Here is a 13,450-nt window from a genome sequence, read left to right on the forward strand (position 1 = left end):
GCCTGATCATTCCTTGCCGATCGGGCCGACGTAGTTGGTGTCGAAGCTCGGTCCAAGCTTGAAGTTCGTCACGCCCTTGCGGTAGCCGGCAACTTCGGTCTGCTGGAAGATAAAGACGAAAGGGCTGTTGGCCAGGTACTTCCTCTGAATGTCCTGATACATCGCCGCACGCTTGTCGTTGTCGCGCTCCAGCAGGGCTGCCTTGGCTTCCTTGTCCAGCTCAGGTGCTTCGAAGGTGTTGCGCCAAGCGAGCGTCTTCACCGTGCCGGCGTCCGAGTTGTCGGGGTTGGACGTAAAGGTGTCGGCGTTGGAGTTCGGGTCGAAGTAGTCCGAACCCCACTGGCCGATGTAGATGTCGTGCGTGCGGGCGCGGAACTTGGTCAGCGTCTGCTTGCCGTCGCCGGGGATGATGTCCATCTTGATGCCGGCCTGGGCGACCGACTGCTGGATGGATTCGGCGATACCGGTGACCGGCTGCGTGTTGCGGACGTCGATCGTGACCGAGAAGCCGTCCTTCAGGCCGGCCTTGGCAAGCAGCTCCTTTGCCTTGGCGACATCGAGCTTGTAGGGGTTCTCGTCGAGAGCGCCGAGCTGGCCCTTCGGCAGGAAGGTCTGGTGGATCTCGCCGATACCCTTGATCAGCGTCGAGCCGATGGCGTCGTAATCGACGAGGTACTTGAAGGCTTCCTGGACTTCCGGCTTCTTCAGGTTCTCGTTCTTGGAGTTCAGACTGATGAAGTAGACGGTGCCCTTCGGCGCGCTTTCGCTGGCAAGGTCGGCGTTCTTCGCGACAGCGTCGAGGTCACCCGGCTCAAGATTGCGGGCAATGTCGATGTCGCCGGCTTCAAGCGCCAGGCGCTGCGCCGAGCTTTCCTTCATGAAGCGATAGATGACGCGATTGAGCTTGGCCTTCTCGCCATAGTAGTTGTCGTTGCGCTCGAGCACGACGACTTCGTTCGCACGCCATTCGCGCAGCTTGAAGGCGCCGGAGCCGGCGTAGCCGGTCTTCAGCCAATCGTTGCCGAAGTCGTTGTCATACTTGTAGTCAGCCGACGGTGTGATCGGCTTGACGTGGTCGAGCACCAGTTTCTTGTCGACGACGGAGGCAACCGTTGCCGTGAGGCAGTTCAGTACGAAGCTCGGCGCGTAGGGCTTGTCGACGGTGAAGGTGAAGGTGTTCTCGTCGGTCGCCTTGGCCTTCTCGTTGACGTTGTCGCCGGATATGCCGAACTGGGTGATGATGAAGGCGGGGCTCTTGTCGAGCTTGACGGCGCGCTCGAACGACCACGCCACATCTTCTGCGGTGATCGGGTTGCCCGATGCGAACTTGAGGCCAGACTTCAGCTTGAAAGTGTAGGTGAGGCCGTCATCCGACACCGTCCAGCTATCTGCCAGGTCTCCCTTGACCTTGGACGTGTCGGCCATGTCGAGACGAACGAGAAGGCTATAGGTGTTGCTCGTCACTTCTGCCGTCGACAGCTCGAAAGCCTCGCCCGGATCCATGGTGATAATGTCGTCGATCGCGAAGCCTTCGACCAGCGTGTCTTTCGGCGTTTCGGCGAAAGCTGCAGGAGCGGCGATCATGAGGATCGACAAGGCGGCGCTTGCGGAAAGCGCCCGGAAACTGCGGTTAAATTTGGTCATGATCATGGTTTTGTTCCCCTGTGCTCTAATTGAAAATAAATATGCTTGGCTTCGGCGCCCTATTCTCCCCACGCCGAACCCAGGATTCTCAGCCAGTTCCCGCTGGCTAATTTCTCAAGATCCTCACCACCATATCCAGCGCGCTTCAACGCGGCAATCAGGTTCTGATTGCCGGCGGCATCGCCGATTTCATCAGGAATTGTCGCGCCATCGAAATCCGAACCGAGAGAGACGCAATCGATACCGACACGCTCCACCAAATAGTCGATATGACGGATCATATCGCTGAGCGGCGTGTCGCCGTCGGACCGGCCATCCTTGCGGAGCATGGCGGTCGCATAATTTACGCCGACAAGGCCCTTGCTTTCTCTGATCGCTTCAAGCTGCTTGTCGGTGAGATTGCGTGCGACCGGCGTCAGCGCGTGAGCATTGGAGTGGCTGGTCACCAGTGGCTGGTCCGTGGTCTTGGCGACATCCCAGAAACCCTTTTCCGTGATGTGCGCCAGATCGATCATGATCCCAAGACGGTTGCACTCGCGCACCAGCGCAAAGCCGGCGTCCGTCAGACCCGGCGCCGTATCCGGCGACATCGGAAACGCGAACGGTACGCCATGTCCGAAAATGTTGTGCCGGCTCCAGACCGGTCCAAGCGACCTCAGTCCCGCGGCATAGAAAACCTCAAGCGCGGCAAGATCGGCCCCGATCGCCTCGCAGCCTTCCATGTGCATGACGGCGGCAAAGACCTGATCCGACATCGCTTGCCGGATTTCCTCGACGGTGCGGCACAACCGCCATGCGCCGGCCCGATCGAGGCGAAGCGCGATCGCTGCCATTTCGGTGGCAATTTTCAGCGAGGAAAGCGGCTCCAGGGGCGCTGCAAGCCGTGTCACATAGTGACCGTTCTTGTCGGGATCGGCAAAAACCAGATCGCCCGAAGGCACGTAGATTGCGCACAAGCCACCGGCCAGTCCGCCCTTCTTTGCCCGCGGGCCGTCGATGTGCCCGGTATCGGTGCCGTTGGAAAATTCGGCGACGGGATCGCCGCCTTCCCGTTCATGTGTCCAAAGCCGAAGAAGAACGTCGTTGTGACCGTCGAATACGAATTGCATTGCTGTTCCTGTGTGCCCGGGCGGGCGATACGAAGCCGGCAGAATAGAAAAGCTGAAAAAATACGCCACCCCTTTTTTGAGAAATTTTTTCAGCGTGATAGCCCGGAACTACCTGCCGCCGCGCGCAGATCGAAGGGCCGTCTAAATCAACGGCAAACGGCGAAGAAAATAAGCAGGGGTATGTTGCTGTGCGTCGTTAAAACAGAGCGCGCGCACCCTATATCTGCTGCCGCAGCCCCCCGGCATCTCATGGAGACACAAATGCCTATTTCGATGTATCGCCTCACGGTCCCCTTGTTCCAAAGAGGCCTGACCATTCTAGGAGCCTATCTGGACAAGGCGGAAAGCCATGCCGCCGAAAAAGGCATCGCATCTTCCGACCTAGTAGCGGCGCGTCTCGCGCCCGACATGCTGCCGTTTTCCGGTCAGTTCCAACGTGCAACCGACAGCGCCAAACTCGCGATCGCACGCCTGACGGCAACCGATGCGCCGAAGTTCGAGGATAACGAGACCACGATCGGCGATCTCCGCGAGCGTCTCGCGAAGACCAATTCCTACCTCGCGACGATTGCGCCGGGCGCGCTCGAAGGTACCGAAACCAACGAGGTCACGATCGCCCCTGGCGGCAACAAGTTCACCTTCCGTGGCGACGAGTATCTGGCGACTTTTGCCCTGCCCAACTTCTATTTTCACATTTCTATGGCACACGCCATTCTGCGAAATCAGGGCGTTGCCGTCGGCAAAATGGACTACCTCGGCCGCTTCGCTTGAGCGTTCAGGGCCGGACGGTCACCGGCCCTGCTTCCGTCAGCTCGGTGTATGCAAGTGTCTGGTCCAGATGGCGGGCTCGCAGCGAAAGCAGCTTCTCCGCATAGGCCAGGCGCACCGGCGCGTAAGCGGCCTCCCCAGCGACGTTGTTGAGCTCAATCGGATCCTTCGCGAGGTCGAAGAGCAGCGGCGGCAAGGCAGCAAAATGCACGAACTTGAACTGCGCGTCCCTGATGACAGCAAGATTGCATTCATTGGAACGAAGGCCGAAATGATCTTCGGCGGTCCGATGAACGACGTCGCGGAAATCAAACTCCCAGAAAGCCGCATCGCGCCAAGATGAGTTCGCACCATTTGAAACGAATGGCATGAGCGAGCGGCCATCCAGCCAATTGCCCGGCACAAGACCTAAGCGCTCGCAGAGTGTCGGAAAGATATCGGCCGCACTTGTAAACGCCTGGACGGGCGTTCCGATCGCCTTCATTTGGGGGTCGCGGATAACAAGCGGGATGTGATAGCTGTCGTCAAAGTAGCCGCCTTTGCCCAGCGCCCAGTGATCGCCTGCCATTTCCGCGTGATCCGACGTGAATATGACGAGTGTATTGTCCCATGCCTCGGACTGCTTGAGAGCGTTCCAAATCCGGCCAAGCTGTGCGTCCACTTCGCCGATCATGCCATAGTAGATTGCGCGGATGGCTTCGAATTGGTTCGCGTTCCAATCGCTGACCGAACCCGAAGCGCCATAGACGAAGCTGCCTTGTTCCATCCTCGGCATCGCATAGGCGAGATAGGGATGCTGTCGTTCCTCCGTCTCGCGATCGGCCGCCCTGCAAAAGCCCGGCCCATCTTCCGGTGCGTACATATCGTTGTAGGGCGCCGGCACCGAAAAAGGCGGGTGGGGACGCAGGAAGGAAACATGCGCGAACCACGGCCGGTCCTGCTCACCCACCCAGCGAATGAACTCGCCCGCAAGGAAGGCCGTCTGCGTCTCGTCTTTCGAATAGGCCGTCGCCGCGTTCGATATCTGACCAGGAGTGGCTCCGACCGGAACGTGGACGTTCCGATCGCGGGCATCGGCATGGCCGCGTTCGCGCAGCCAGGAAAGCCATTGTTTTTCATGTTCGGGCAGCAGCTGCCGCGCGGTGAAACCCGGCAGAAGACCTTCGTAGGTCGTCAAATGCGGATCCCCGGGAGCGAGCTCCCTGGGATCCGGTGCCGTATCGGTATATCCGAACAGCGTCGGCTCGTATCCGGCGCGTCGCGCCGCCAAAGCCAGATTGTCAAACCGGGCATCGAGAGGCGAACCATTGCGGCAAACGCGATGATTCATCTGGTAGAGGCCGGTGTAGAGCGTCGCACGCGCCGGTGAGCAGGGGGCTGCGCCCGCATAATGGCTTGCGAACAACGTGCCCTCGGCGGCAAGGGCATCCACGTTCGGCGTCTTCACGCAAGGATGCCCAACCGCGGAAAGGCAGTCGCCACGCCACTGATCGGCCGTGATCAGAAGAACATTGGGCCTGTTGCTCATGGCGTGCCGCGCTCAGTGATGGTTTGACTTTGAATGCCAGTTCCAGGCGGAACGGATGATCTGGGAGAGATCATGCTTCGGCACCCAGCCCAGGACTTCGCGCGCCTTGTCGTTGTTGGCAACGAGAGTGGTCGAGTCTCCCTCACGCCGACCGACATATTCGACAGGGAAGGGACGTTCCGACACCTCTTCGATAGCCGACAACAATTCCTTCACCGTCGTGCCCGTGCCCGTGCCGAGATTGAGTGCGATGGACTCCCCGTCCCTCAACAGATACTCGACGGCACGCACATGCGCATCGGCAAGATCGAGCACATGGATGTAGTCACGCACACAGGTTCCGTCACGCGTATCGTAATCGCTGCCGAAGACCTTGAAGCCCTGGCGGCGGCCCAGTGCAGCATCGATTGCCAGGGGTATCGCGTGGGTTTCAGGCTGATGCCATTCGCCGATGCGCCCCTCGAAATCGGCGCCGGCAGCATTGAAGTACCGCAAGATCACCGATTGGAAGCCGGTGTACTGGGCATAATCGGACAGAGCCTGTTCGACGATATGCTTCGTTCGGCCGTAAGGATTGATTGGAACCTGCTGGTGGCTCTCATCCAGCGGCACCGTCTGCGGCAGGCCGTAGGTGGCGCAGGTCGACGAGAAAACGAAAGCCTTGATGCCGGCATTCTGCGCGGCCGCAAGCAAGGTCAGCGTTCCGACGACGTTGTTCTCGTAGAATGCGACCGGGTCCTTGACCGACTCGCCGACTTCAATAAGCGCCGCGAAATGCAAAATGGCTGCGGGCTTATGCTTTGCGAGAACCTCGTCAAGCCGCGCCCTGTCGCGAATATCGCCCTCTTCAACGGCCCCCCATTTCACGAACTCGCGGTGCCCATTCGAGAAATTGTCGAATACGACGGGCACGAAGCCCTTGTTGGCGAGATCCAGACACGTGTGCGAGCCGATATAACCGGCTCCCCCGACGACCAAAACAGTTTCACCTGCCATGCACCACCTTCTGTTGTTGCGACGAACAAATGAGATTTAGGCGAAGGAGATGGCGAGAAAAAGAAAAAAGATGCCATTTCGGATACGCGCGATATCTCGCGGTTTGCGAGGTTAGCAAAGTCTTCCGTCGCCATTATCCGCAGTCCCAAGGCCGGATCGGCAAAGGCGGTCAAAGCATTCACCAAACGACCAGCGCCATTTACGAAATAAAAAGCTCGGCGTCAGCGACGACTGTCGATCTATAGTTATAGCTGTGTTTGAATTTGACACTTTTAAAATGAATCATAGTTGAGCTACGTCGATTTCAACTGTCGCAGGTACTCAACATGGATCGCGATGCCAGAAGGTTCATCTTCCACACACTGCAGTCAGTTAACGGTTACATCGATCCGCCGGATGCGCTGGTCTTTCTATCGCTATTGCGCTGCCAGGCCACCGAAAATCTCGCAGGCGCCGTCGCCGAGATCGGGGTGTACTATGGACGATCCTATTTCTTACTTCGCTACATCTGCGGAAACGACGAGGAGATTATTGCGATCGATTCTTTCGATGTCGCCGAAGGACAATACGCGGACTTTCTTGAGAACGGGCGACGCCTCGGCCTGACGGTGAACGAAGACACCGTCATTCAAAGCGACAGTACCGTTCTGACGGTCGGCGACATCTCGAAGAAAGTGGGCGCCGTACGCTTCTTCAGCGTCGATGGAGGTCATCTGCTCCACCACATCGCGTCCGACAGCAAGCTGGCAGCCGGCTGCCTCGCCGATCACGGCATCATCGTATTCGACGACACGTTCAATCCCACATGGCCGGAAGTGACTGTCGGCGTTGCCGACTTCCTGCGCCGGACCGAGGGCGCTTTTTCGCCTTTCTGCATAACGAAATACAAGACCTACGTATGCCGCACGCCTTTCCACGACCTTTATGCTCACGCCATTGAAACCGCGGCGGATCTCGCCGTTTTCGAGCAGATCGAAATCGAGTTTCTTGGGGCAAAGGCAATTAGGCTCGAAAATCCGATGCGGCGGCGCATTCTCCATGAACTATTGGTCAAGGCGCGACTAACCGCCCTCTCCGAGAGAGCATACCGATAGAAATTCGAGGGGGCTTGTCGGAAAAATGCCTCGCCGAAGCGAGGCTAGTCCAAGGCTGCTTCGGGGAAAAAGAGAAGCAACGCAGCTCTTTTATTGGCACCCTATCTTTCCGCAAGCACACTTTCCGCCAATCCGGTACGCCTGCGTAAAGTTATACTAGGCCACCGAGCCCTTGGTTTTCAGGCCGCGCACGAGATTTCGGCCTCGGCGGAGCGCGGTTACACCGGCTCCCAACGCGATAATCCAAAGAACCACCCACAGCACCAGACCGCTACTGCCCCAAAGCGGTTCGAAAATCGAAATGACGGCACCGGTCGTCACGACAGCCATACGGTGCTGCTTCGCCATGGGGCCGGAAAAATCACTCGGTTGCCCGGTCGCTCGTCCGAGCTCCCGCACATAGGCGGTGAGCACCGCAAAGGCGGCAGCGGCCCAGCCGAGACCGATTGATCCGATCGCCGCCCCTGCTCCGACAAGGATCAGGATATCCGCCACGCGATCCGGGAATTCATTCCAGAACGGCCCGTCTGCCGCACCTTTCCCGCCCTCCACCGCGACCATCCCGTCAAAGAGATTGCAGAGCAGTCGCACTTGGCAAAAACCTGCAGCCACAAGAAGCAGGATGACGTGCGGAGCGCCTTCGCTCACGCCAGATAGCGCGAACGCGCCGCCCGCTATGGCTGCGGCCAGCATGCTTGCCTGGGATATCTGGTTCGGTGTTATCGATCGTTTCGCCAGCCAATGCGCGATGCGCTGCGCCCAGCGCGTATCACGGCTTGCCAAAGGTCGCCGATCGCCAGTCTCCGTCATGCGAGCCCTCTTTTCCGATAAAGCGCGTAGTTGTAGATCGTCGCGTACGATGTCGACACGAGCAAGGGTACGGCGATCGTCTTCAAGACCTCGGGTGTCCCGCTCAGCAGGTGGATCGTGGCGAGGATCGCGCTCGATCCGAGGCAGGCAAGTAACGGCGGCGCCCACAACGCGGTCTGTCCTTGGAACGATCGGGAAAGTCTTTCGACAACCGTCTTCAGGAAAAGTGTCAGGCAGGCCGAGATGATCCCCTGGATGACGGCTGCGGTGACAGCCTTGGGGAAGGGATGGGCTCGGTTGGCAAAGAGAGCCCAGCTTCCCATTGCAAAGAAGGCGAAGGCAGTGTGCGTGACTGCGCTGTTCGCGACGCGAGCAAGGCTATCTCTCATGTCGCAGACCACCAGTAGCGAACGACGTGGAAGAATATCGGCGCGGAGAACACCACGGAATCCAACCGGTCGATCAGCCCGCCATGCCCTTCGATCAGGTTGCCCCAATCCTTGACGCCGCGATCCCGCTTGATCGCCGACATCACCAAACCGCCGAAAAAGCCCATCATCGTGATGATCAACGCAAGCAGGCCTGCCTGCACGGGCGTGAAAGGCGTGATCCACCACAACCCCGCACCGATCAGCGTCGCGCTGGCGACACCGCCGACGAAGCCTTCGACCGTTTTTGACGGCGACAGCCGCGGGGCAATCTTGGTTTTCCCGAACAGCTTGCCCCAAACGTACTGAAGCACGTCGCTGAGCTGGACGATGATGATCAGGAACGCGATCAGCAGCACGTTCCGCCCTTCATACCCGGGTATGCTCAGCGTCAGGAGTGCGGGAACATGCGAGGCGCAGAAGACGCAGATCATCAACGCCCACTGTGTTTCGGCGATCCGATCGAGAAACCGCTCGGTGTCGCCGCGAAGGACCGAAATGATCGGCATCAGCAGAAATGCATAGACCGGTATGAAGATCGAGAAGATGCCGTATTGATGCATCCAGAGCAGATAATACTGGATCGGCAGCACCACGAAGAACGCGGCGGCGAGAGCCCAGTGGTCGGCACGACGCGTATGGGTCAGCGTGATGAACTCACGCAACGCCGCAAAGGAGCAGAAGCCGAACAGCACCAGCACGCCGACGCGACCGGCCAGAAAGGCGAGCCCGATCAGCACGGCCATCACCCACCAGGCCTTGATGCGCGCATTCAGGTTCTCGATCGAAGCATTCGAGCCATCGGACGAAAACTTGCGCTGCAGAATATAGCCGACGATGGATGCAACCACGAGAATTGCAAGGATTCCGCACACGAGCTTCCCGAGATCGGAGTCGACAGCACTCATGCGTTTTCGCCTCGCGTGTTTGGCGAAAGATCGAGAAGTGCCGAGCGCGCTCGTTCGAGGAAGGCTTCCTTGGCCTCACCGGAAGCGAGTTGCATGGGTTGGCCGAAGGTAACGGTGCAGATGAGAGGGATTGGCACGATCTCGCCTTTTGGCATCACGCGGTTGAGGTTGTTGATCCAGACAGGCACGAGTGAAATATCCGGCCGTGCGTACGCAAGGTGAAAGAGACCGCTTTTGAAGGGCTGCAGCAGTTGGTCTGTCTGATTCCTCGTGCCCTCTGGAAAGAGGATCAGGGAAGAGCCGGCATCGATGGCGCTCGACATGATTTCGATGGGATCGCCGGTGCGCGTGTCGCGGTCGCGCTCGATCAGCACGGCATCGAAGACGTCACGTCCGATAAAGCGACTGATCGCGGATTTCAGCCAATACTCGGCGCCCGCGACGGGCCGAACACGTGATCGCAGGCGCGGCGGCAGGACCGCCCAGACCAGAATGAAATCACCGTGGCTCGAGTGATTGGCGAAATAGACGCATTGTCCCGTAAAAACACCCTCGGCCGGCCAAATCGCGCGAACCGCGGTTATGGCACGCGAAAACAGGACGATCGCAATCGCCGCTGGTTTTGCGATCAATTTCCGCAATTCGTTCGCCCCCCGCGTTTCCCCACCTCGATATGTAGCCTTCTTCGTGATTGATCGGAAGATGGCTTGTCCGAGATCTGCGCGGCATGCGGAATCGTCCCCGCCGCTGAGGAAAACGTTAACCATGGTTCAGTAGGAATGGAGCGAACACAACGGAACGAATCGATGTCGGCAAAAACAACGAAGACCCTGAAGGCAATGACCACGAGCGAGATCGTCCTTTTTCCCGTGGCCTCGAGGGCCGGCGATATTGATCGCTGCGCCGCCGATCTCGAACGCCTTCACGGAGAGGATGCGGTGCTTTTCTGGAAAACGGAATGCCGCCGTCTTGCAAACGAACTGAGTGCGCTCGGCTTTTCCGAAGACGACGTTCGCGAACAGGTACTGGTGTTCCAGGCCGAGGTTCAGAACGATTTGATGAAGCGCTATCAGGCGCGAGCTATTGCAGAGAGCCGGGCTGGCCGCGCGGTAAAGCGCTAAAACGACTCGCAATGGCTTGCAAAGCTCCTCCGCGACCGCAGCGGATGGGGCCGCCCTCATCAAGTTTTATGACGAGATTGAGTGTCGCCGCGCCCGATCCTGCTTGCCATTTTAAAGTTCCTGCCCAAAATCTATACTAAACCTTCACCATTCCCGCTGCTCACGGCGCAAGATGAGGGAGAAGAACGCATGCCTTGAACCGTAAGTTGCGCCGCACCAGGGAGGAAGCGCATGTTTTCGGGTGGCTTGAAGTTTTCATTGCCGGATGAGGTGGAAGCCCTGCGCGAAAGCGTTCGCCGCTTCGCTTCGGACCGGATCGCACCATTTGCCGCGCAATCGGATGCAGCGAACAGCTTCCCGATGTCGCTCTGGCGCGAAATGGGCGAGATGGGCCTGCTCGGCATTACGACGGCAGAAGATTATGGCGGCAGCGGGCAGGGCTACCTCGCCCACTGTGTCGCCATGGAAGAAATAAGCCGCGCCTCCGCCTCAGTCGGCTTGAGTTATGGCGCGCATTCGAACCTCTGCGTCAACCAAATCAACAGAAACGGAACGCCGGATCAAAAAGGACGATACCTGCCCAAGCTGGTCTCGGGAGAGCACGTCGGGGCGCTTGCCATATCCGAGCCGGGAGCCGGATCCGACGTCGTTTCGATGCGGCTTCAAGCCGAGAAGCGGGGTGACGAATATGTGCTCAACGGCAGCAAGATGTGGATTACCAACGGTCCTGACGCCAACATCCTCGTGGTCTACGCCAAGACCGATCAGGATGCCGGACCACGCGGCATCACCGCGTTCCTCGTCGAAAGCGACTTCGACGGTTTTTCGACCGGGCCCAAGCTCGACAAGCTCGGCATGCGGGGCTCCCATACATCGGAATTGATCTTCTCGAACTGCGTGGTGCCGGCGGAAAACGTGCTCGGCACTGTCGGTGGCGGCGTACGTGTGCTGATGTCCGGACTGGATTACGAGAGGGTCGTCCTTTCCGCCGGTCCATTGGGAATCATGGCCGCCTGTATGGACGTCGTCGTTCCCTATCTTCACGAGAGAAAGCAGTTCGGCCAGCCGATCGGCGAGTTTCAGCTGATGCAGGGTAAGCTGGCCGACATGTACGTGACGATGAATGCCGCCCGCGCTTACGTCTACGCCGTCGCGTCGGCTTGCGACCGTGGCGAGACGACCCGCAAGGATGCGGCAGGCTGCATTCTCTACGCGGCCGAGAAGGCCACCCTCATGGCGCTCGATGCCATACAGACGCTCGGCGGCAACGGCTATACCAACGATTATCCGGCCGGCCGTTTGCTGCGCGATGCCAAACTCTATGAAATCGGCGCCGGCACCTCTGAAATCCGACGCATGTTGATTGGCCGCGAACTCTTCGCGGAAACCGCGTGATTTAGAAAATTCACCTTGGCCAGATCCGGTGGCAAATGACGGCCCTCAAATCGCAAATCTCACCGAACTCCGAAGGCTTTCGCGCCAATCTCTCCGCCATGGCCGAGGCCATCAGGGTCGTCGAGGAAGCAGCGGCTGCGGCAGCGCTGGGTGGCGGCGCAGCGGCGCGGGACAGGCATGTGAAGCGCGGGAAGATGCTTCCGCGAGACCGAATCGCGGCCTTGCTCGACCCGGCGACGCCTTTCCTCGAGTTCAGTGTCACGGCCGCGCATGGCATGTATGGCAGCGAGGCGCCCGCAGCCGGCCTGATCACCGGAATCGGTCGGGTAGAGGGCTGCGAATGCATGATTGTCTGCAATGATGCGACGGTCAAAGGCGGCACCTACTACCCGATGACCGTCAAGAAGCACCTGCGCGCCCAGGAGATTGCCGCAGAGAACAGGCTGCCTTGCGTCTATCTTGTCGATTCCGGCGGTGCCAACCTGCCGAACCAGGACGAGGTTTTCCCTGACAGGGAGCATTTCGGCCGCATCTTCTTCAATCAGGCAAACATGTCGGCAGCCGGAATTCCGCAGATTTCGGTTGTCATGGGATCGTGCACGGCAGGCGGCGCCTATGTGCCGGCAATGTCCGACGAAGCGATCATCGTGCAGGCCCAGGGCACTATTTTCCTGGCTGGTCCGCCGCTGGTGCGGGCGGCCACGGGGGAAGTCGTGTCGGCGGAAGACCTCGGCGGCGGCGATGTGCACACCCGGCTATCCGGCGTCGCCGATCACCTTGCCCGAGATGACGCCCACGCGCTCGCCATCGCTCGGCGCATCGTCGCGAATTTGAACCGCAGCAAGCAGGCAACGGTCACACTCCAGGCTGCCGAAGCGCCGCTTTACGATCCCGCGGAGATTGCGGGAATCGTACCGGCCGATATCAGGACGCCCTACGACGTGCGCGAGGTGATCGCGCGTATCGTGGACGGGTCCCGGTTTGACGAATTCAAAGCACGCTATGGAACAACTCTCGTCTGCGGCTTTGCCCATATCTACGGCATGCCCGTCGGTCTGGTCGCCAACAATGGCGTGCTATTTTCCGAATCCGCGCTCAAGGGCGCCCATTTCGTTGAGCTGTGCTCTCAACGAAAGATACCGCTCCTGTTCCTCCAGAACATCACCGGCTTCATGGTCGGCCGGAAATACGAAACCGAAGGGATCGCCAAGCATGGCGCAAAGCTCGTTGCTGCCGTCGCAACGACTGCCGTCCCGAAGCTGACGATGATGATCGGTGGATCGTTTGGTGCTGGAAATTATGGGATGGCGGGAAGGGCGTTCTCGCCGCGTTTCCTGTGGAGTTGGCCGAACAGCCGAATATCCGTAATGGGAGGCGAACAGGCCGCCGGCGTACTGGCAACTGTGCGGGGCGATGCCCTTTCCAGAGCCGGAACGCCTTGGACGCAGGATGAAGAGGCTGCTTTCAAGCAACCCGTGCTTGACCTCTTCGAACGTCAGAGCCACCCGCTTTACGCCTCCGCGCGGTTATGGGACGATGGCGTGATCGACCCGGCGAAGAGCCGTGACGTGATCGGCCTCTCGCTGTCCGCTACTCTCAACGCTCCGATCGAAGACACGCGCTTCGGCCTGTTTCGGATGTGAGGTCGC

13 protein-coding genes are annotated in these 13,450 nt (G+C 59.3%); 5 read left to right on the forward strand and 8 right to left on the reverse strand.

Annotated features, from left to right (window positions below; all coding sequences use genetic code 11):
• Positions 1–6: 6 nt before the first annotated feature.
• Both ASE04_RS01750 and ASE04_RS01755 read right to left on the reverse strand, forming a co-directional pair.
• Positions 7–1,650, reverse strand: a complete 1,644-nt coding sequence (locus ASE04_RS01750) for an ABC transporter substrate-binding protein (RefSeq protein WP_056810945.1) — start codon at positions 1,648–1,650, stop codon at positions 7–9.
• A 53-nt stretch (positions 1,651–1,703) separates the two neighbouring features.
• Positions 1,704–2,753 (reverse strand): dipeptidase, encoded by a 1,050-nt coding sequence (locus ASE04_RS01755; RefSeq protein ID WP_056810947.1) that lies wholly within the window; start codon positions 2,751–2,753, stop codon positions 1,704–1,706.
• Between the two features lie 261 nt (positions 2,754–3,014).
• Here ASE04_RS01755 and ASE04_RS01760 point away from each other — a divergent pair, with 261 nt between their 5' ends.
• Positions 3,015–3,524, forward strand: coding sequence for a DUF1993 domain-containing protein (locus ASE04_RS01760; protein ID WP_056810951.1), 510 nt, complete (start codon positions 3,015–3,017; stop codon positions 3,522–3,524).
• A 4-nt stretch (positions 3,525–3,528) separates the two neighbouring features.
• Here the strand turns inward: ASE04_RS01760 and ASE04_RS01765 are convergent, their stop codons facing one another.
• Positions 3,529–5,049 (reverse strand): alkaline phosphatase family protein, encoded by a 1,521-nt coding sequence (locus tag ASE04_RS01765; RefSeq protein ID WP_056810955.1) that lies wholly within the window; start codon positions 5,047–5,049, stop codon positions 3,529–3,531.
• Positions 5,050–5,061: 12 nt separating this feature from the next.
• Positions 5,062–6,045, reverse strand: coding sequence for a UDP-glucose 4-epimerase GalE (gene galE, locus ASE04_RS01770; RefSeq protein ID WP_056810958.1), 984 nt, complete (start codon positions 6,043–6,045; stop codon positions 5,062–5,064).
• Between the two features lie 326 nt (positions 6,046–6,371).
• Here galE and ASE04_RS01775 point away from each other — a divergent pair, with 326 nt between their 5' ends.
• Entirely contained in the window at positions 6,372–7,139 is a 768-nt protein-coding gene (locus ASE04_RS01775) for a class I SAM-dependent methyltransferase (RefSeq protein WP_056810960.1), read from the forward strand.
• Between the two features lie 156 nt (positions 7,140–7,295).
• Here the strand turns inward: ASE04_RS01775 and ASE04_RS01780 are convergent, their stop codons facing one another.
• From ASE04_RS01780 to ASE04_RS01795, 4 genes are read right to left on the reverse strand one after another with little or no spacing between them, the layout of a single operon-like run.
• Positions 7,296–7,949: a CDP-alcohol phosphatidyltransferase family protein gene (locus tag ASE04_RS01780; RefSeq protein ID WP_056810964.1), complete on the reverse strand. Its 654-nt coding sequence runs from the start codon at positions 7,947–7,949 to the stop codon at positions 7,296–7,298.
• Positions 7,946–8,338, reverse strand: a complete 393-nt coding sequence (locus ASE04_RS01785) for a hypothetical protein (protein WP_056810968.1) — start codon at positions 8,336–8,338, stop codon at positions 7,946–7,948. The genes ASE04_RS01780 and ASE04_RS01785 overlap by 4 nt, the downstream gene beginning before the upstream one ends.
• Positions 8,335–9,285: a phosphatidate cytidylyltransferase gene (locus tag ASE04_RS01790; protein ID WP_056810972.1), complete on the reverse strand. Its 951-nt coding sequence runs from the start codon at positions 9,283–9,285 to the stop codon at positions 8,335–8,337. The genes ASE04_RS01785 and ASE04_RS01790 overlap by 4 nt, the downstream gene beginning before the upstream one ends.
• Positions 9,282–9,926 carry a lysophospholipid acyltransferase family protein gene (locus ASE04_RS01795; RefSeq protein WP_056810975.1) on the reverse strand — a complete coding sequence of 215 codons (645 nt, stop codon included), beginning with the start codon at positions 9,924–9,926 and terminating at the stop codon, positions 9,282–9,284. Before ASE04_RS01795 ends, ASE04_RS01790 begins: the two co-directional genes overlap by 4 nt.
• 165 nt (positions 9,927–10,091) lie before the next feature.
• Here ASE04_RS01795 and ASE04_RS01800 point away from each other — a divergent pair, with 165 nt between their 5' ends.
• The 3 genes from ASE04_RS01800 to ASE04_RS01810 all read left to right on the forward strand — a co-directional run bounded on the left by ASE04_RS01800 (position 10,092) and on the right by ASE04_RS01810 (position 13,444).
• On the forward strand, positions 10,092–10,406 hold the full coding sequence (locus ASE04_RS01800; protein ID WP_056811313.1) for a DUF6074 family protein: 315 nt from the start codon (positions 10,092–10,094) through the stop codon (positions 10,404–10,406).
• A gap of 231 nt (positions 10,407–10,637) precedes the next feature.
• Positions 10,638–11,801, forward strand: a complete 1,164-nt coding sequence (locus ASE04_RS01805; protein WP_056810978.1) for an isovaleryl-CoA dehydrogenase — start codon at positions 10,638–10,640, stop codon at positions 11,799–11,801.
• Positions 11,802–11,836: 35 nt separating this feature from the next.
• A complete protein-coding gene (locus ASE04_RS01810; protein WP_056810982.1) occupies positions 11,837–13,444 on the forward strand; it encodes a carboxyl transferase domain-containing protein in 1,608 nt (535 codons plus the stop codon).
• Positions 13,445–13,450: the final 6 nt, after the last annotated feature.

The organism is Rhizobium sp. Root708, from assembly GCF_001429725.1.
Taxonomy (GTDB): Bacteria; Pseudomonadota; Alphaproteobacteria; order Rhizobiales; family Rhizobiaceae; genus Rhizobium.

Excerpts from the sequence above, each read along its gene's own strand:
- ASE04_RS01755 (WP_056810947.1), bottom strand. The coding sequence starts at position 2,753 with ATGCAATTCGTATTCGACGGTCACAACGACGTTCTTCTTCGGCTTTGG.
- ASE04_RS01805 (WP_056810978.1), top strand. The coding sequence starts at position 10,638 with ATGTTTTCGGGTGGCTTGAAGTTTTCATTGCCGGATGAGGTGGAAGCC.
- ASE04_RS01810 (WP_056810982.1), top strand. The coding sequence starts at position 11,837 with ATGACGGCCCTCAAATCGCAAATCTCACCGAACTCCGAAGGCTTTCGC.
- ASE04_RS01760 (WP_056810951.1), top strand. The coding sequence starts at position 3,015 with ATGCCTATTTCGATGTATCGCCTCACGGTCCCCTTGTTCCAAAGAGGC.
- ASE04_RS01750 (WP_056810945.1), bottom strand. The coding sequence starts at position 1,650 with ATGATCATGACCAAATTTAACCGCAGTTTCCGGGCGCTTTCCGCAAGC.
- ASE04_RS01780 (WP_056810964.1), bottom strand. The coding sequence starts at position 7,949 with ATGACGGAGACTGGCGATCGGCGACCTTTGGCAAGCCGTGATACGCGC.
- ASE04_RS01800 (WP_056811313.1), top strand. The coding sequence starts at position 10,092 with ATGTCGGCAAAAACAACGAAGACCCTGAAGGCAATGACCACGAGCGAG.
- ASE04_RS01785 (WP_056810968.1), bottom strand. The coding sequence starts at position 8,338 with ATGAGAGATAGCCTTGCTCGCGTCGCGAACAGCGCAGTCACGCACACT.
- ASE04_RS01765 (WP_056810955.1), bottom strand. The coding sequence starts at position 5,049 with ATGAGCAACAGGCCCAATGTTCTTCTGATCACGGCCGATCAGTGGCGT.
- galE (WP_056810958.1), bottom strand. The coding sequence starts at position 6,045 with ATGGCAGGTGAAACTGTTTTGGTCGTCGGGGGAGCCGGTTATATCGGC.
- ASE04_RS01775 (WP_056810960.1), top strand. The coding sequence starts at position 6,372 with ATGGATCGCGATGCCAGAAGGTTCATCTTCCACACACTGCAGTCAGTT.
- ASE04_RS01790 (WP_056810972.1), bottom strand. The coding sequence starts at position 9,285 with ATGAGTGCTGTCGACTCCGATCTCGGGAAGCTCGTGTGCGGAATCCTT.